The 17615-nt window shown below is 65.4% G+C and carries 14 protein-coding genes; 7 read left to right on the top strand and 7 right to left on the bottom strand.

The annotated features are described in order from the left end of the window. Nucleotides 1-2: 2 nt before the first annotated feature. Nucleotides 3-1016, bottom strand: coding sequence for a 50S ribosomal protein L11 methyltransferase (locus M2333_RS08865; protein ID WP_264611502.1), 1014 nt, complete (start codon nt 1014-1016; stop codon nt 3-5). 72 nt (nt 1017-1088) lie between these two features. Continuing rightward, complete coding sequence (locus M2333_RS08860; RefSeq protein WP_264611501.1) at nt 1089-2447, bottom strand: methyl-accepting chemotaxis protein; 1359 nt, start codon at nt 2445-2447, stop codon at nt 1089-1091. Between the two features lie 240 nt (nt 2448-2687). Between M2333_RS08860 and sdhC the strand changes: the two genes are divergently transcribed. From sdhC to sdhA, 3 genes are read left to right on the top strand one after another with little or no spacing between them, the layout of a single operon-like run. After that, the gene (gene sdhC, locus M2333_RS08855) at nt 2688-3122 is read left to right on the top strand and encodes a succinate dehydrogenase, cytochrome b556 subunit (RefSeq protein WP_264569748.1); all 435 of its coding nucleotides are present in this window, start codon (nt 2688-2690) and stop codon (nt 3120-3122) included. Beyond that, nucleotides 3122-3511: a succinate dehydrogenase, hydrophobic membrane anchor protein gene (gene sdhD, locus M2333_RS08850; RefSeq protein ID WP_181559024.1), complete on the top strand. Its 390-nt coding sequence runs from the start codon at nt 3122-3124 to the stop codon at nt 3509-3511. The genes sdhC and sdhD overlap by 1 nt, the downstream gene beginning before the upstream one ends. A gap of 2 nt (nt 3512-3513) precedes the next feature. Continuing rightward, a complete protein-coding gene (gene sdhA, locus M2333_RS08845; RefSeq protein ID WP_264611500.1) occupies nt 3514-5328 on the top strand; it encodes a succinate dehydrogenase flavoprotein subunit in 1815 nt (604 codons plus the stop codon). A gap of 163 nt (nt 5329-5491) precedes the next feature. On the opposite strand, the gene M2333_RS08840 is transcribed toward sdhA, so the two are convergent. Then, on the bottom strand, nt 5492-5653 hold the full coding sequence (locus M2333_RS08840) for a YdcH family protein (protein WP_181561349.1): 162 nt from the start codon (nt 5651-5653) through the stop codon (nt 5492-5494). A gap of 270 nt (nt 5654-5923) precedes the next feature. On the opposite strand from M2333_RS08840, the gene M2333_RS08835 reads away from it, so the two are divergent. From M2333_RS08835 to M2333_RS08820, 4 genes are all read left to right on the top strand, one after another. Next, a complete protein-coding gene (locus M2333_RS08835) occupies nt 5924-6124 on the top strand; it encodes a YdcH family protein (protein ID WP_181559026.1) in 201 nt (66 codons plus the stop codon). Between the two features lie 120 nt (nt 6125-6244). Then, nucleotides 6245-6709, top strand: coding sequence for a DUF1465 family protein (locus tag M2333_RS08830; protein ID WP_264611499.1), 465 nt, complete (start codon nt 6245-6247; stop codon nt 6707-6709). A 138-nt stretch (nt 6710-6847) separates the two neighbouring features. After that, nucleotides 6848-8920, top strand: coding sequence for an autotransporter assembly complex protein TamA (locus tag M2333_RS08825; protein ID WP_264611498.1), 2073 nt, complete (start codon nt 6848-6850; stop codon nt 8918-8920). Further along, nucleotides 8920-13119, top strand: a complete 4200-nt coding sequence (locus M2333_RS08820) for a translocation/assembly module TamB domain-containing protein (RefSeq protein ID WP_264611497.1) — start codon at nt 8920-8922, stop codon at nt 13117-13119. Before M2333_RS08825 ends, M2333_RS08820 begins: the two co-directional genes overlap by 1 nt. Here M2333_RS08820 and M2333_RS08815 read toward each other — a convergent pair. From M2333_RS08815 to map, 4 genes are all read right to left on the bottom strand, one after another. Further along, nucleotides 13113-14486, bottom strand: a complete 1374-nt coding sequence (locus M2333_RS08815) for an MATE family efflux transporter (protein ID WP_264611496.1) — start codon at nt 14484-14486, stop codon at nt 13113-13115. The genes M2333_RS08820 and M2333_RS08815 overlap by 7 nt on opposite strands. Before the next feature lie 176 nt (nt 14487-14662). Beyond that, entirely contained in the window at nt 14663-16075 is a 1413-nt protein-coding gene (gene glnA / locus M2333_RS08810; RefSeq protein WP_181559031.1) for a type I glutamate--ammonia ligase, read from the bottom strand. Nucleotides 16076-16137: 62 nt separating this feature from the next. Then, nucleotides 16138-16476 (bottom strand): P-II family nitrogen regulator, encoded by a 339-nt coding sequence (locus tag M2333_RS08805; protein ID WP_181559032.1) that lies wholly within the window; start codon nt 16474-16476, stop codon nt 16138-16140. A gap of 259 nt (nt 16477-16735) precedes the next feature. Next, complete coding sequence (gene map, locus M2333_RS08800) at nt 16736-17560, bottom strand: type I methionyl aminopeptidase (protein ID WP_264611495.1); 825 nt, start codon at nt 17558-17560, stop codon at nt 16736-16738. Nucleotides 17561-17615 lie beyond the last annotated feature (55 nt).

Here is a 17615-nt window from a genome sequence, read left to right as displayed (position 1 = left end):
TCTTACCAGCTGCCGAAGCCGGGCGCGGCGCCATGATCGCCCGTGCGCCAGCGCGTCGTGCGGCGCCAGCCGAAGCGATGGCGCTTGCGCAGCACGAGCGTCGGCCAATCGCCATGGTCGAACCGCCAGATCAGCACCATGCCCTGCGCGCGATAGGCCGCCTGCACGCGGCCGGCCTGACTATCCAGCAGGCCTGCAAGCATCAGCGTGCCACCCTCGGCCACCTGAGCAGAGAGGCTTGGCGCCAACTCGATCAGCGGCCCGGCGAGAATATTGGCGATGAGCAGGTCATAAGGCGCAAGGCCCTGAATGAGCGGATGCTCGACCCCCGGCGCGGCGACCAGCCGCAACGCCCCCGCGCCGACCCCGAGCGGAACACCGTTCAAATCGGCGTTTTCGGCCGAAACGTCTACCGCGACAGGGTCGATGTCCGAGGCGAGCACATGAGCGCGGGGCCACAGACGGTTGGCGGCGAATGCGAGCAGGCCGGTGCCGGTGCCGATGTCCGCAATGTTACCATAGCGCATGCCCCGCGCCTTGAGGTCGGCCAGCGCCAGCAGGCAGCCGCGTGTGGTCTCATGCTGGCCGGTGCCGAAGGCGCGGCTGGCGGGAATGAGAAAATCGATGCGGTCGGCGCGCGGACTGTCCGCAGTGTCGTGGCGGACATGGAACGGCCCGGCGGTCATCGGCTCCAGCCCGGCCTGGCTCTGCGTCACCCAGTCGGTGTCCGGCAATTGCGCGAGCGTGTAGGGGGTGGCCGCACCATCGGGAATCAGCGCCGCAATGGCATCGATGGTGGCACGCGTCGGCTTGGTTTCGAAGATGATGTCGAGCTGCCAAGCATCGGGCTGGCTTTCGTCCGGCTCGCTGGCCATAATCGCGGGCGGCGAGGGCCAGTCGATGAACAGCGGCTCGGCCTCAAGCTCGAACCGCTCGGCGACGGCGCGCGTGCAGGAAAAGGTCATCTGCCAGGGCATCGCGGGCGCGACGCTGGCGGTGGAGGAACGCTTTGTCATGCCCTCTCTCTAGCCGATTTGGACGGCAAAGGGAGAGAGAATGGACCGTGTCACCCCCGCGGAGCGGATTTGTCAGACGGCGCGTCGGATTGGCGGATAAGCCGGCTGCGGCTCTGCCTGGGCGTCGGTCGCCGGTGCCATGGAGACCACGAAATTGGCCGAGCGCGTGCGCAAGGCGCCCAAGAGATTGCGGACTTCCGTGAAGCCGCTTTCCAGCTCGTCGATCTCGGAGGCTACGATCTCCGTATCCTGCCGGATTGCCGAGATGTTCGATGACATGGAGTCGGCGGCAAGCGCCGTCTCGTCCACGGCAGCGGTAATCATCGTTACGGTTTGCGATTGCGCGTCCATCGCGGTGCGGATGCGCATGCCCATGGTCTGCACGTTGAGCACGGTTTCGCGGATGCGTTCGTTGGTCTCGACCGTATGCCGCGTGGCGTTCTGGATGGCGGCGATCTTCTGCGCGATGTCGTCGGTGGCGTGGGCGGTCTGGCTCGCAAGCGACTTCACTTCCTGCGCGACGACGGCAAAGCCGCGTCCGGCATCGCCGGCGCGCGCGGCCTCGATGGTCGCGTTGAGGGCAAGGAGATTGGTCTGCCCGGCAATATCACGGATCAGGCCAAGGATCGATTCGATGGACTGGGCGTGATCGCTCAGCGCCGTCGAGACGTTCACGGCCTCGCCGGCCTGCTCGGAGGCCAGGGCGGCGACTTCCGCCGCCTGGTCAACTTCGGTGCGGGCTTCCTCGATGGCGCGGATCAGGCCGGAGCTGGTGTGCGCGGCTTCGCGCATGGCGATGGCCGATTGTTCGGCAGCGGCGGCGACTTCGGAAGCCTTGTCGAGCATCCCGCGCGTGGCGTTCGAGGATTCGCGGGCCTGTTCGCGCAGGCGCTCGCCCAGTTGCGCGGCCAGATCGATCTGCGTGTTCAGCAATTCGGAGAATTTGTCGCGCTGGCGCTGGCGCTCGATCCGGTCCTGCTCGCGGATCGTGTCGGCGTAAAAGGCGCAGCACACTTCCGCCTGAACCAGCGAGATGAACCGCATGGCGGCCAGCAGTTCCGAGCGCTCATCACGATCGGCCACAAGCTCCGTCAGGATATCACGGACCTTGTCGACCACGCGGTTGATGATGACGATCTGGGTACGGATGGAGACATCGCGCGCCAGCATCTTCATCACGCCGGTGCGTGCCATCTCCGTCCATTCTTCCCCGGCGAAATCGCTGAGCAATGTTCGATGGAACATTCTTGCGCCCTGTCGCGTGGCTTCCAGCTCTGCCGGGCCGACCGCCGCAAGGTCGATGCAGGGGAGGTACACCGCCATGGCAGTGTCGCCCAGTTCGTCGATGCGGTCTCCGAGATAAGCCAGGATTTGACGCGCCCGCCCCGGCAATGTCGCTTGGGGGTCGAACTCCTGCAGCCGTTCAGCCATTGAAATCGTGTCGCTTTTTCCTGCGATCATGGCCTCGGTGCCCCTTTTGTCCTGCCATTTGCCGGGTCGTATGGGGTGGCGTGATATCGGCCTTTCGTTAATCGAGGGCTAACATCCTCTGTTTTCCATGTTCACCGGGACCTCAATCTGCACATTGGTGACATGGCGCCAGCGAGCGTTTGCAGTGCAGCAGCTTTGCGCTAAAGGGGCGCATTCTTTCACGAACAGGACTGCTCGATCATGGCGCAATCCGGGCGAAGGCCGCTTTCCCCGCACCTCACCATCTGGAAGTGGGGCCCGCATATGCTTCTTTCCATCCTCCACCGCGTGACGGGGGATGGCATGGCGATTCTGGGCGGCCTCGGCCTGACCTGGTGGCTGTATGCAGCGGCGAGCGGACCGGCGGCCTATGCGAACTTCCAATATTATGTCTGGCAAGCGGATGCTGGCGATCTGGCTGGCCTGATTGCCAATGTGATCGCGCGCATCGTGCTGATCGGCCTGACCTGGGCGTTCTTCCAGCACATGCTCTCGGGCCTGCGCCATCTGGTGATGGACATGGGCGCGGGCTTTGAGCTGACGGCGAACAAGCGGTGGTCGAAGGTCATTCTCGCCGCCTCGGCGCTGGCGACTGTAGCCTTCTGGGCGTGGATCTTCGTGGGGAGGGCATTCTGATGGGCAGCGGAACCAGACTGGGCCGCGTGCGTGGCCTCGGCTCGGCACGGAGCGGCACGCATCACTGGATCGCCCAGCGCTTCACGGCGATCGGCAATCTGCTGCTGGTGAGCTGGCTGCTGGCCAGCCTGGCGCTGCTGCCGGCGCATGACCATGCGGCCATCACCGGTTGGCTGACCCAGCCCATCGTCGCGGTGCCGATGATGCTGATGATTGTCAGCGTTTTCTATCACATCCGCCTCGGTCTTCAGGTGCTTATCGAGGATTATGTGCATGATGAGGGGCTGAAGTTTGCCACGCTCATCCTGCTGCATTTCTTCGTCATCGGCTGCGCCGCGGTCAGCCTGTTCTCTGTCGCGAAAATCGCCTTGGCCGGAGGGGCGCTCTAATCATGACGCAAGCCTACAAGATCATCGATCACACCTATGACGCCGTCGTCGTCGGCGCCGGCGGCTCGGGCCTGCGCGCCACCATGGGCATTGCCGAGAGCGGCCTCAAGACGGCCTGCATCACCAAGGTGTTCCCGACCCGCAGCCACACGGTCGCGGCCCAGGGCGGCATCGCGGCGAGCCTCGGCAATATGGGGCCGGATCACTGGACCTGGCACATGTACGACACGGTCAAGGGCTCGGACTGGCTCGGCGACCAGGACGCGATCGAATATATGGTGCGTGAGGCGCCGGCGGCGGTCTACGAGCTGGAACATGCCGGCGTGCCGTTCAGCCGCACGCAGGAAGGCAAGATCTACCAGCGCCCGTTCGGCGGCATGATGCAGAATATGGGCGAAGGCCCGCCGGCCCAGCGCACCTGCGCGGCGGCGGATCGTACCGGCCATGCCATGCTGCACGCGCTGTACCAGCAGAGCCTGAAGTATGACGCGGACTTCTTCATCGAATATTTCGCGCTCGACCTCATCATGGAAGATACGCCGGACGGCCCCGTCTGCCGTGGCGTCATCGCACTCTGCATGGACGATGGCACGATCCATCGCTTCCGCGCCCATTGCGTCGTGCTCGCCACCGGCGGCTACGGTCGGGCCTATTTCTCGGCCACCAGCGCCCACACCTGCACGGGTGACGGCGGCGCCATGGTGCTGCGCGCCGGCCTGCCGCTGCAGGATCTGGAATTCGTTCAGTTCCACCCGACCGGCATCTATGGCGCGGGCGTGCTCATCACCGAGGGCGCGCGCGGCGAAGGCGGTTATCTCACCAACTCGGAAGGCGAGCGCTTCATGGAGCGCTATGCCCCCTCCGCCAAGGATCTCGCCTCGCGCGACGTCGTCTCGCGGTCCATGGCGATGGAAATCCGCGAGGGCCGCGGCGTCGGCGCGAACAAGGATCATATCCACTTGCACCTCGATCATATCGATCCCAAGGTGCTGGCCGAGCGCCTGCCCGGCATTACCGAGAGCGGCAAGATCTTCGCGGGCGTCGACCTGACCCGTCAGCCGCTGCCGGTGGTGCCGACCGTCCACTATAATATGGGCGGCATCCCGACCAATTATCATGGCGAGGTGGTCACCCGGAAGGGCGACAATCCCGATCATGTCGTGCCGGGCCTGTTCGCGGTCGGCGAGGCTGCCTGCGTCTCGGTGCACGGCGCCAATCGCCTGGGCTCGAACAGCCTGATCGATCTCGTGGTGTTCGGCCGCGCGACTGGCAAGCGCATCGCCGAGATCGTCAAGCCCGATACGCCGCACAAGCCGCTGCCCAAGAGCGGCGACGAGCTGGCGCTGGGTCGCCTCGATCACTTCCGCAATGCCAAGGGCGGCACGCCCACGGCGCAGATCCGCCTCGACATGCAGCGCACGATGCAGGCCCACGCCGCCGTGTTCCGCACCGAGGAGCTGATGGCGGAAGGTGTCGAAAAGCTGGGCAAGATCTATGCGGGCATGACGGACATCGGGGTCACCGATCGCTCGCTGATCTGGAACAGCGATCTCGTCGAGACGCTGGAGTTGGACAACCTGATCTCGCAGGCCAGCGTCACCATCCACGGCGCGATTGCGCGCAAGGAAAGCCGCGGCGCCCATGCGCGCGAGGATTATGCTGATCGCGACGATGCCAACTGGATGAAGCACACGCTCGGCTGGTTCGAGGGCTGGGGCGGCAAGGGCGGCAGCGTGAAGCTCGATAGCCGCCCGGTGCATGACTACACGCTGACCGACGACATCGACTATATCGCGCCGAAGAAGCGCGTTTACTGATCGGGCCCCATCGCGATGGGGCGCCAACGGAGCGTCCCGCGCGATGTGGCTCCGGCAGGCGTTTTCAGCTTGGTCGTTGGGGATCGTCGGTCGTCTGACGATAGCCGGGCTGGCCAGAGCAGGGGCGACCAGCGCCCCTACCTGGCTGTCATAGCCCTGGCGCTCAGGTCGCTGCGGAAGCGAGTGCCTGCTTGATGCGCAACTTCTCTTTCTTGAGGGTGGCGAGCCGGTAACTGTCCGGCGCAGGACGGGTAATCTCGTCCTTGATTCGGGCCTCCAGCCCGGCATGCTTGGCGTGCAGTGCGGAAACGTGGCTTGTGTCCATCATGTCCTCCTTGGCCATTGCTTCAATGGAGGTTCAGTAGATCACCAATCGCGTCCGCTGTCTCTGGCAATTGCGCGAAGGTGCGATAAATCGAGACCCGTCATGCGGTGTCACGTTCTTTCGTTAAACATTCTTTCTGTGAGCAGACAGAAGCTTGCGGGCACACGAAAGAAAAGTCGCTAACCACCTTCTTTTGTTGTGCAGTTGCGCATTGCCGCGCCAAGGGTGCCCTGCCATGTAGGCGTGCCGTTCAGAACTGGGGGCGAATCGGTGTTATCGATCGAGGAAATCGAGCAGCGGCTGGAAGCCTTGCGTGTCGAGCATCGCGATCTCGACTGCGCGATTGCGGCTTTGGGCCAGCTTTCCTTGCCCGACCAGCTCCAGCTCGCCCGCCTCAAGAAGCGCAAGCTGCGCCTGCGCGACGAGATCACCATGCTGGAAAACAGCCTGATTCCCGACATTATCGCCTGACCGCCCACCGGTATAAGCGGCCGCCGGATCAATGGGCACACCCATCCAGATGGTATATTGAAGGTTAATCGACCTGACGTTCCGCCCGGCTTGTGGCAGCACAGGCTCATGAACGACTCGATGCCCCCGCACGTGCTTGACCGTCAGCTTGTCGACGCCCTGTATGTCGATGCCATGGTGCTGGCTGATGAGGCGCGCTCTTATTTTGATGATCGCGCCGAGGAGCATCGTCAGTCGCTGGGCCGCATCGGCTGGGTCGATTTCTCCTGCGAATCGATCAAGGTGACGACGCGGTTGATGCACGTGATCGCGTGGCTGCTCACGCAGCGCGCGATCTTCAATGGCGAGATGCGCGAATCCGTGCGGGAGGAGGAGCGCTATCGGCTTGGCCCAGCCGCCCTCACGCCGCTCGATGTCTCGTGCCAGTTCAACGAAGAGATGCGCGCGCTCATCGCCAGCTCCGAGGAGCTGTATGCGCGAGTGGCCCGCCTCGAGCGCCAGTTCCTGGCCCGCAGGTCCCGCTTGTCGGCGATGCCGATCAATCCGGCGCATGTTCTGCTGACGCGGCTTGAACGGGCCTTCTGAGCCGTCCGGCCGGACAGCCCGCCGCAAAACGGTGCGTCACGCGCGAATGCTGCTTGCAGTCCTGCGACAAGCTCATAGACAGGCCTGATGCTGCGGCGATCGCGTTTGGGCAGGTGTTCCCGTGCAAGTGGGACTTTCATGGCGATCCTGCTGGCCGCGCAGGGCGCGCTGACGTGCGACCGCGCGCTGGCGCAAACGTCGCCCGGTCAAGCCACCCCATCGCCCGACGCCGCGCAGGACGCGCTTGATCTCGATGACATGCCCGACATCGGCCTCGACTGGCCGGACCTCGATCAGTCGGGGGAAACTCTGGCAGTGGAGGGCAGTGACGCCGGAGGAGAGGCCGAGCCCGCGCTAGCTGGCGGGCAGGGGACAGCAACGCCTGCAACGGAAGCTCCCGCCGGCACTGAGCCGGACCCCCTAGGCGGCACGGCGGGCGAAGCGGCAGCCCTTGCTGCGCTCGACCCCACCCAGCCGCTGCGTTATCAGCTCAATCTTGAAGGGCTGGATGATGCTGCCGATCCCATGTTCTACAGCCGGTTCGATGCACTATCGGCGCTGCGGACGGGGGAAGGCGACCGTGCCAGCATCGCGCAGATCCGGCGTCGGGCGCAGACCGATGAGGAACTGCTCGAAGATCTGCTGCGCACCCGGGGCTATTATGAGGGCCGGAGCCGTGCGCGCTTTGGCGTCAGTGGAGCAAGTGACCCCTATGTCCGCGTCGCGCTACGGGCCGTCCCCGGCCAGCGCTTCGCCCTGAGCGCGGTGGAGGTGTTCGGGCTGGACGGGACGATGGCGGACGGCAAGCCGTTGCGCTCGCTTTTCCCCGTGAAGGTGGGAGACCCGGCCGACACCGACACCATATTGGCCGCGACGAGCGCGCTGCGCGTCAGCCTCGAAGAGGGCGGCTATCCATTTGCGCAGGTGCGCGAGCCGGTGCTCACTGTCGACCACCAGCAGCGTCAGGCCCTGCTCAGTCTCAATGCCGATACCGGTGACTTTCTTCGCTTCGGCTCGATCCGTGTAAACGACGGCGCGCCGTTCGATGCGCGGCACGTGGCCGTCATCAGCCGCTTCTCGCCCGGCGACCCGTTCAAGCAAAGCGAGCTGACCGATCTCAACCGGGCCATTGTCGCGACCGGGTTGGTCTCCCAGCTTACCATCACACCCGAAGCGCGGCCTGACCGCGAGGCGGTGGACATCGTCGTGAACATGACCCGCGCGCCGCCACGGACGATCGCGGGGGAAATCGGTTATGGCACCGGCGAAGGCGCGCGCGTGGAAGTGCGCTGGCAGCACCGCAATCTGGTGCCGCCGGAAGGGGCGGTGACGCTGCGCGGCGTGATCGGTACGCAGGAACAGAGCGCGTCCGCGATCTTCCGGCGCAACAATCTGTGGCAGCGCGATCAGGCTCTCAATGGCGAACTCAGCATCGCCAATGTCGATCAGCCCGCTTATGACGCTCTGACCGCAGGCATCGCCGCGAGCCTGGAAAAGCACACCAACCTGATTTTCCAGAAGGAATGGACCTGGTCCGCCGGCCTTGAGCTGCGCGTCAGCGACGAGCGGCGCCTATATGAGGGGTCGCCCGATCCGGTGCGGCGCCGCTATCTCATTCTCGCCCTGCCCACCAGCCTGACTCATGATGGCAGCGACGATCTGCTCGATCCGCGCAAGGGCTTCCGCCTCGGCGGGCGCCTGTCTCCCGAACTGTCCCTGCAGGATGGCGCGTTCGGCTATGTCCGCGCGCAGATTGATGGCAGCACCTATATTCCGGTCGGCGAGCGACTGACCATCGCCGGGCGCGCGCGTCTCGGCACCATCGTCGGCGCGTCGGCCGACCGCATTGCGCCGACGCGGCGCTTTTATGCCGGCGGCGGCGCCTCCGTGCGTGGCTATGCCTATCAGGCCATCGGCCCGCGCGACCTCAATAACGATCCGGTGGGCGGGCGCAGCCTTGGCGAAATCTCGCTGGAAGCGCGCTATCGCTTCGGCAGTCTCAACCAGTTCGGCATCGTGCCGTTCATCGATGCCGGGACGATCTCGCCCGATCCCCTGCCCACGATCCGCGAGATGCGCGTCGGCGCGGGCCTTGGCTTTCGCTATTACAGCAACTTCGGGCCGATCCGGATCGATGTCGGCACTCCGCTCAATCCGCAACCGGGTGACTCGCGCATCGGCGTCTATGTGTCGCTGGGACAGGCCTTCTGATGGCCGCGCAAGACGAGCCCCTGCCGGAGGGTGCGTCGGAGCAGGCGCCGCCGCCGCCCCGCCGCAAGCGCTCGCTGCTGCGCTCGGGGTTCAGCCTCTCGGTCATCCTGCTCATCGTGGCGCTGGTGGTGGCGCTCTGGGGTGGGGTGCGCTGGCTGGATAGCGAAGGCGGCCATCGCTTCATCATCCGCAAGATCGCGCAGTGGGAGGCGACCTCCGGCCTGCGCATCACCGTGGGCGCCATTGAGGGGCGCGTCTTCAACGACGTGGTGCTGCGCGATGTGCGCTTTTTCGATACGCAAGGGCAGTTCGCCAGCGTCGATCGCGCCGATGTGAGCTGGTATCCGCTCGGCTGGCTCTCCAACCGGCTCGATCTTGATCGGCTGCATATCCACTCGGCCGACCTTTCCCGCCGGCCTGCGCTCAAGCACTCGACCTCGCCCAAGCAGCCGCTGCTGCCGGGGTTCGACATTCGGCTGGCGGACCTGCGGGTGGACAGGCTGGGCATCGGCCCGGCGGTGCTGGGTGAGGCGCACGTGGTCCGCGCAATCGGCAATGCCGACGTGCGATCCGGTCGCGCGGTCATCGACCTGCTGGCCACCGCGCCGCGCACCGGCGACGTGCTGCGTGTGGCGCTGGACAGTCGCCCGGACGATCGTCGGTTCGATCTCGATGCGATTGTCGTCGGGCCACAGGGCGGCGTGATCGCGAGTACGCTGGATGCCCAGCAACCGGTTTCGCTTCGCATCCATGGCGATGGCGACTGGCGCCGCTGGAAGGGCCGGCTGACGGCGCTGACCGCCAATCGTCTCACCGCGAACGTCGCACTGACCGCAGTTGAGGGCCGCTATCAGGCGAAGGGGCCGCTGGCGTTGCTCGGCCCGCTCGAACCGCTGACCGCGCTGGGCAGCCAGCAGGCGCAGATCGAGACGGACGTGCGGTTCGACAATCGGCTGCTCTCGGGCACCGCCTCATTGGCGATGCCGGCCGCCAAGCTGACCGCCAATGGCGGCGTGGATTTCGGCCGCAATCGATTTGATGAGCTGCGCGTTTCGGCGGTGGTCGCACGGCCCGGTCAATTGGCGAAGGGCGTCGCGGGCCAGTCCGTCAATCTGCGCGCCCGGCTGTCCGGCGCATTCGATGCGATGGAAGTGGGGTATCTGCTGACTTCTGCCGAGCTGCGGCAGGGCGGGCTGGCGCTGCGCAATATCCGGCTGGAGGGCGAGGGCCGTTTGAATGGCACGCGCGGACGCTTCCCCATCCGGCTGACGGCGCAGGCCCTGACGATCGGACAGCGCGCCGTGGATGAGCGGCTGCGCAATCTGGTGATTCAGAGCGTGCTGCTGAAGAATGGCGATGATCTGCGCATGGATCGCTCGGACGTGCGGGCGAGCGGCTGCCGGGCGCAGATCGAAGGACAAGGCAATCTCGGCTCTGGCAGCTATCTCGCGAGTTTTCGCGGCGGTCTGAATGGACTGGAGATTGCCGGCCTGGGCCGGCTCGATCTCGATGCTGTGCTGCGGCTGGCCCGGCCTCCGCAAGGGCAGAGCAGCTTTTCCGGCACTGCCCGCGCGACGATGCGGCGGCTCGACAATGGCTTCCTGCGCGGCCTTGGGGACGGGTTGCCGGTCATCACCAGTCAGGTCGGGCTGGCGCCGGGCGGCGGCATCGCGCTGCGGGATCTGCGGCTGGTTGCGCCCGCGCTCACCCTCGCCGGGCAAGGACGGATCGACGGCGCTGGCCAGCTCGATCTTCGCGGGCAGGGCGAGCATCGCGATTACGGTCCCCTGCAACTGGCGCTCGCCGGCAAGCCGGACCGTCCCAGGGTCGACCTGACCCTCGCGCGCCCTTTGCCGGCAGTCGGCCTCGCCAATGTCCACGCGCTGCTGACCCCTGACGATCAGGGCTATGCCGTGACGGTCGAGGGCGGCTCGATGTTCGGCACCTTCGCCGCGACCGGTGCCATCCTGCTGCCGCGCGGTGGCGCCGCGACCATCTCGGTGGCGGATCTGGGCGTGAGCGGCGTCACGGTGCGGGGCGATCTCGTGCCCGTCGATGGCGGCTTGCAGGGCGCCCTGTCGCTTTCCGGTCCCGCCGAGGGCGCGGTGACGCTGGGGATGGTCGATGGCGTGCAGCGCATCGGCTTCGATGTCGATCTGAGCGGGGCCAACTTCACAGGCTCGCCGGGCATCGTCATCAATCGTGGCTCGCTGGAGGGCGAAGCGCTGCTCCGTCCTGGCGCGGTGACGATCAACGCCAATGCGCAGGGTCGCGGCGTACGCGTCGGCGGCGTGCGGATCGGGCGGTTCGCCGGCGCGCTCAAGCTGGTCAATGGCGAAGGAACGGCCACCGTCTCCATGAATGCGCGGACGGGGCGCAGCTTCGATCTCCAGGCCCGGGCCGGCATCGCGCCGAACCGGATCAGCATCGATCTGGATGGCTCGTTGGATGAATCGGCGATCCGGCTCGACCGAACGGCGGTGCTCAGCCGGGAACTGGATGGCTGGCGTCTGGCGCCGGCGACCGTGCGAATGCAACGCGGCGCCCTGCGTCTCTCCGGCTTCCTCGGCGCAACGCGCACGGAGTTGGACGCCACAATGCAGGCCGTGCCGCTGCTGCTGCTCGATCTCGCCAATGACGATCTGGGATTGGGCGGCACCATGGACGGCACGGCGCATTATGTCGCGCCGGTCGACGGGCCGCCGACCGGCAAGCTCAACCTGCGCGTCAAGGGCCTCACTCGCTCTGGCCTGGCACTCAGCTCAGCGCCGATCGATATGGGCCTTAATGCCGAGCTGGATACGCGCCGGCTGGCAGCCCGCGCCGTGGTGGCGCGTGGCGGCAAGGTGGTCGGCCGCGCGCAGGCGCTGGTGACGCCGCTTGGCAGCGGGTCGCTGAGCCAGCGTCTGTTCCGGTCGCCCTTGCAGGCCCAGTTCCGCTATGCCGGCGATGCCGACACGCTCTGGCGGCTCACCAATGTCGAGATCGTTTCGCTGGGCGGCGATCTGCGCCTGTCCGCCAGTGCCGGCGGCACCTTGTCGGACCCGCGCATTGAAGGGACGCTCTCCACGCGCAATGGCCGCATCACCAGCCCGGTGACCGGCATGGTGATCCGCGATGTGCAGGCGAGCGGTCGGTTCAACGGATCGCAACTGTCGATTCCAGACCTTCAGGGCCGGGCCGGCAGCGGCAAGGTTACCGGTACGGCGGTGTTCGATCTCTCTGCCGAGCGCGGCATCGGCATGGATATCGCGCTGCAGGCAGATCGCGCAGTGCTGATGGACCGCGACGATGTCGGCGCGACAGTGACCGGCCCCGTACGCATCGTCTCCTCCGGCAGCGGGGGCACGATCTCGGGCAATCTGGAGGCCGTCTCCAGCCGGTTTACGCTCGGGCGGGCGAGTTCATCGACGGAAATCCCGCGCCTGCGTCTGGTGGAGATCAACCGTTCGGGCGATCAGGTGGAGCGGGCGCGGGCGGATGCGCCCTGGCGGCTCGACATTACCGCCAAGGCGCCGCGTGGCCTCATCGTTGAGGGGCTAGGGATGCAGAGCGAATGGTCGGCCGATCTCAAGATCGGCGGGCTGGCGACCGCGCCGGCCTTTTCCGGCGTGGCGACGCTGACGCGCGGCACCTATGATTTCGCGGGGCGCCGGTTCGACCTGCAGGAGGGCCGCCTGACCTTTACCGGCAGCACGCCGGTCAATCCGCGCCTCGATATCCGCGCGGTTGCGGACGTGCAGGATCTGAGCGCGACGATCAACGTCACTGGCACCAGCATGCGGCCGATCATCGCCTTCTCCAGCATTCCGGCGATGGCGCAGGATGAACTGCTCTCCCGCCTGCTGTTCGGCACCTCCATCGCCAATCTCTCGGCGCCTGAGGCGTTGCAACTCGCCTCGGCCGTGGCGGCATTCCAGGGCGGGGGTGGCGGTCTCGACCCGATCAACGCCGTCCGCCGCGCGACCGGTCTCTCGCGGCTGCGTGTGCTGGCGGCCGACACCACGACGGGGCGGCAAACGTCCATCGCCGCCGGCAAGAACATCGGCGATCATCTCTATGTCGAGCTGATTACGGATGGGCAGGGCTATAGCGCCACCAGCATCGAATATCAGATCACCCGCTGGCTGGCCTTGATCTCTACCGTGTCGACCATCGGCCGGCAGAGCGCGGCGGCGCGAATTTCCAAGGATTATTGAGCCGGGGTCGGCGGCGTCAGTCGGCGGCGCCAGCTTCCGTGGCGGAACCAGTAGAGGCAGAGCAAGGCAGCCGCGACATTGGCGATCGGATAGCTCCACCACACGCCCGCAATGCCCCAGGGGGTGGCATAGGCGATCAGATAGGCGGCCGGCATCTGGAACCCCCATTGCATGATGATCGAGATGATCATGGAGTGGCTCGGGCTGCCCGCGCCCCGGAACGCGCCGAGCAAGGCTTGCGGCACGGTCAACACGCCGAGGAAGGGGAAGTAGACATAGGCGAAGGTCGAGGCGAGGGCGATCACATCCGGTTCGCCCGGCGCCAGTGTCGCCATGATCGCCGGCACGAACGGCAGGTTCATGAGGCCGATGAGCGTCATCCCGCAAAAGCCGAGCCAGGCCGAGAGGCGCGCAGCCTGCTCCGCGCGGTCGGTGAGACCGGCGCCGATATTCTGGCCGACCACGGCGGCGGTCGCGATGGAGAGGCCGAGCATCGGCGTGAACCAGAAGAATAGCGGCCGCGTCCCCACGCCATAAGCAGCGAGGCCGAGCGTGCCGAAGCTGGCGGCCAGCGCCATGAGCAGCACCGAGCTGAAGGTGCGGATCGCCTGCTCGATGGAGGCAGGCAGGCCAAGGCCAAGCGCCAGGCGGATATGCGACCAGTCTGGCCGGAAATGGCGAGTTCGCACATGCAGGACGGATCGGCCCGAGAGCATGTGGTGGAGCAACACCAGCAGCGCGCCGATCTGCACGATCACCGTCGCCAGCGCGGCCCCGGCAATACCCAGCGCAGGAAACGGCCCGATGCCGAAAATCAGCAGCGGATCGATCAGTGCATTGGCGATGACGCTGCCGATCTGCACGCGCATGGCAAAGCGCACCTCGCCGGCGGCCTGCAACATCGCCTGCATGGCCATGAAGCCAAACATCGGCACCATGCCGATGAAGCGGACGTGCAGATAATCGGTTGCCCGCGCATGGATCGCCGGTTCCACACCGATCAGGGTGAGCACGGCCGACGCCGACAAGGCGCCCGCGAGGGTGAAGGCCAGCGCGACGATGCCGACCATCAGCAGGGTCTGCGCCGCGACATGATCGAGCGCCTCTATGCGCCGCGCACCCATATTCTGCGCGATCAGCACGGCGCCGGCGGTCGATAGGCCTGAGCCCAGGCCGATCAGCACGAAGAACAGCGGGCCGCTGGCGGTCACCGATGCAATCGCGGCCTCGCCGAGCCGACCAACCCAGAAGGCATTGACAATATCGAAGCTGGCCTGCGCGAGATTGGTGACGGTGATCGGCCAGGCTACGCGCAGCAGCACCGTGAGCAGCCGCCCTTCCGTCATCGAGACGCTTCTGCCGCTCATTGTCGCGCGATCCTCCCCCAGCTTCGCTCAGGGGTAGAGAGCGGCCCTGCGGATGACAAGCGACGATGATTCGCGCGCCCTATGCGTGAAGTCGGCGTGGGTCATCGGCATTCACCCACAACAAAAGGCCCGGGATCTTTCGATCCCGGGCCTTCCGTTTCGCTTAATCCTGGGGATCAGGAGCTGTAGTACATGTCGAACTCGACCGGGCTGGGCGCCATTTCCCAGCGGTACACTTCCGGCCACTTCAGCTCGATATAGGCGTCGATCTGGTCCTTGGAGAACACGTCGCCCTTGAGCAGGAAGTCATGGTCGGCTTCCAGGCTGTTCAGCGCTTCACGCAGCGAGGCGCAAACCGTCGGAACTTGGCTCAGCTCCTCGGGCGGCAGATCGTAGAGGTTCTTGTCCATCGCCTCGCCGGGGTGGATCTTGTTCTCGATGCCGTCGAGACCGGCCATCAGCAGCGCGGCGTAGCACAGATAGGGGTTGGCCATCGCGTCCGGGAAGCGGAACTCGACGCGCTTCGCCTTGGCGCCCGAACCGTAAGGAATACGGCAGGAGGCCGAGCGGTTGCGAGCCGAATAGGCCAGCAGCACGGGCGCCTCGAAACCGGGGACCAAGCGCTTGTAGCTGTTGGTCGTCGGGTTGGTGAAGGCGTTGAGGGCCTTGGCGTGCTTGATGACGCCGCCGATGAAGTACAGGCACATGTCGGACAGGCCGGCATAGCCGTTACCGGCGAACAGCGGATTGCCCTTGTCCCAGATCGAGATGTGGGTGTGCATGCCCGAGCCGTTGTCCTGCGCGATCGGCTTGGGCATGAACGTGGCGCTCTTGCCATAGGCCTGGGCGACCATCATCACGACATACTTGTAGATCTGCATGCGGTCAGCGGTGGTGACCAGCGTGCCGAAGGTGAGGCCCAGCTCGTGCTGCGCAGCGGCCACCTCATGGTGGTGCTTGTCGCAGGGGAGGCCCATTTCGAGCATGGTCGTGACCATCTCGGCGCGGATGTCCGTGCAGGGATCGACCGGCGCGACGGGGAAGTAGCCGCCCTTGGCGCGCGGACGGTGACCGAGGTTGCCGGCTTCATATTCGCGGCCGGTGTTGGTCGGCAGCTCGATGTCGTCGATTTTGTAGAAGGACTCGTTGTAGTCCGTGTTGAAGCGGACGTCGTCGAACATGAAGAACTCGGCTTCTGGCCCCACATACACGGTGTCGCCGAAACCGGCGGCCTTCACATAGGCCTCGGCGCGCACGGCGGTCGAGCGCGGATCGCGACCGTAGAGTTCGCCGCTCGAGGGCTCGACGATGTTGCAGAACAGGATCATCATCGGCGTCGCGCTGAACGGATCGACATAGACCGCGTCCAGATCGGGCTTCAGGATCATGTCGGACTCGTTGATCGCCTTCCAGCCCTCGATGGAGCTGCCGTCGAACATGAGGCCTTCCTCAAGCTCGTCCTCGCCCAGCACACCGGCGCACATGGTCAGGTGCTGCCACTTGCCCTTGGGATCGGTAAAGCGCAGATCGACCCATTCGATCTCCTTTTCCTCGATCATCTTGAGGATATCTTTGGGCGTATTGGCCATGAGGATGTTACCTTCTCTTTGGTCTGAGTTGTTGCGAGTCTTCGGTCAGCGAACGGAAACGGTCAGATGGCAGCTTCGTCGAGCTCGCCGGTGCGGATGCGCACGGCCTTTTCGACGGGGATGACGAAGATCTTGCCGTCACCGATGCGGCCCGTCTGTGCGGCGCTGGAGATGGCATCGACCACGCGATCGACGATCTCGTCCGCCACCACCACTTCGAGCTTCACCTTCGGCAGGAAGTCCACGACATATTCGGCGCCGCGATAAAGCTCGGTGTGACCCTTCTGTCGCCCGAAGCCCTTCGCCTCCGTGACGGTGATTCCGGATACGCCGACTTCGTGCAGCGCTTCCTTCACATCATCCAGCTTGAACGGCTTGATGATTGCTTCCACCTTCTTCATGTCAAACGCACCCCTTTGTTTCGCGGTTTGATTGCGGACCGCGACATGCTGCCCGGACGATTTCGACCCAGGCGACATGCGCGACCGCGCAGGAAATCGGACGCTACAGCGCCCGTTCGCGAATCACCAGCGAAGCATTGGACACTTTGCGACGACTTGTCGATATTGCCCGGATTTCGGGCATTTTGGGCAGCAGTTGCCCAAATAATAGGCACCGATCTGCGCCTATTGAAACACCAGCACCGGATAGCGACCAGCTTCAATAAGGCGGGCGGTGCAAACCCTTGGGGCTGAGCGTGAAAATCTCGCAGCCATCCTCGGTAATGCCGATCGAATGCTCGAACTGCGCCGAGAGCGAGCGGTCGCGCGTGACCGCCGTCCAGCCATCCTCGAGCATCTTCACGGTCGGCTTGCCGGCATTGATCATCGGCTCGATGGTGAAGATCATGCCCGGCCGCAATTCGGGGCCGGTGCCGGGCCGCCCGACGTGGATGACCTCGGGCGCGTCATGGAACACCCGGCCGAGGCCGTGGCCGCAGAAATCCCGCACCACGCCATAGCGATGCCGCTCGGCATAGCTCTGGATCGCATGGCCGATGTCGCCGAGATGATTGCCCGGCTTGGCCTGCTCGATGCCGAGCATCAGGCAGTCATAAGTCACGTCGACCAGGCGCCGCGCCTTCACCGGCACATCGCCGACCAGGTACATGCGGCTGGTGTCGCCATGCCAGCCATCGACCAACGGGGTCACGTCGATGTTGACGATGTCGCCGTCCTTGAGCGGCTTGTCGCCCGGCATCCCGTGGCAGATCACATTGTTGAGGCTGATGCAGCAGCTATAGGCATAGCCATGATAGCCCAGTGTCGCGGGGACGGCGCCGGCATCCAGCATCATCTGGCGGATGAAATCATCGATGTCGGAGGTCTTCGCGCCCGGCACGACCAGTGGTACGATCGCATCGAGAATCTCGGCGGCCAGCCGGCCCGCCTTGCGCATTCCGGCAAAGCCCTCCGGGCCATGCAGCTTGATGGCAGAGGTGCGGACGTTCTGGGTTTCGGCGGTCGGCGTGAGATAGGTCGTCATCCGCTCCATATAGGGGGAGGCGCGCGGAAAGGCGATAGGCTTGCCAGGGGAAGGG

The organism is Sphingobium sp. B11D3B (assembly GCF_025961735.1).
Taxonomy (GTDB): domain Bacteria; phylum Pseudomonadota; class Alphaproteobacteria; order Sphingomonadales; family Sphingomonadaceae; genus Sphingobium.
The sequence above is the reverse complement of the archived record's forward strand: the minus strand, read 5'-3'. Positions and strand labels throughout refer to the sequence as shown.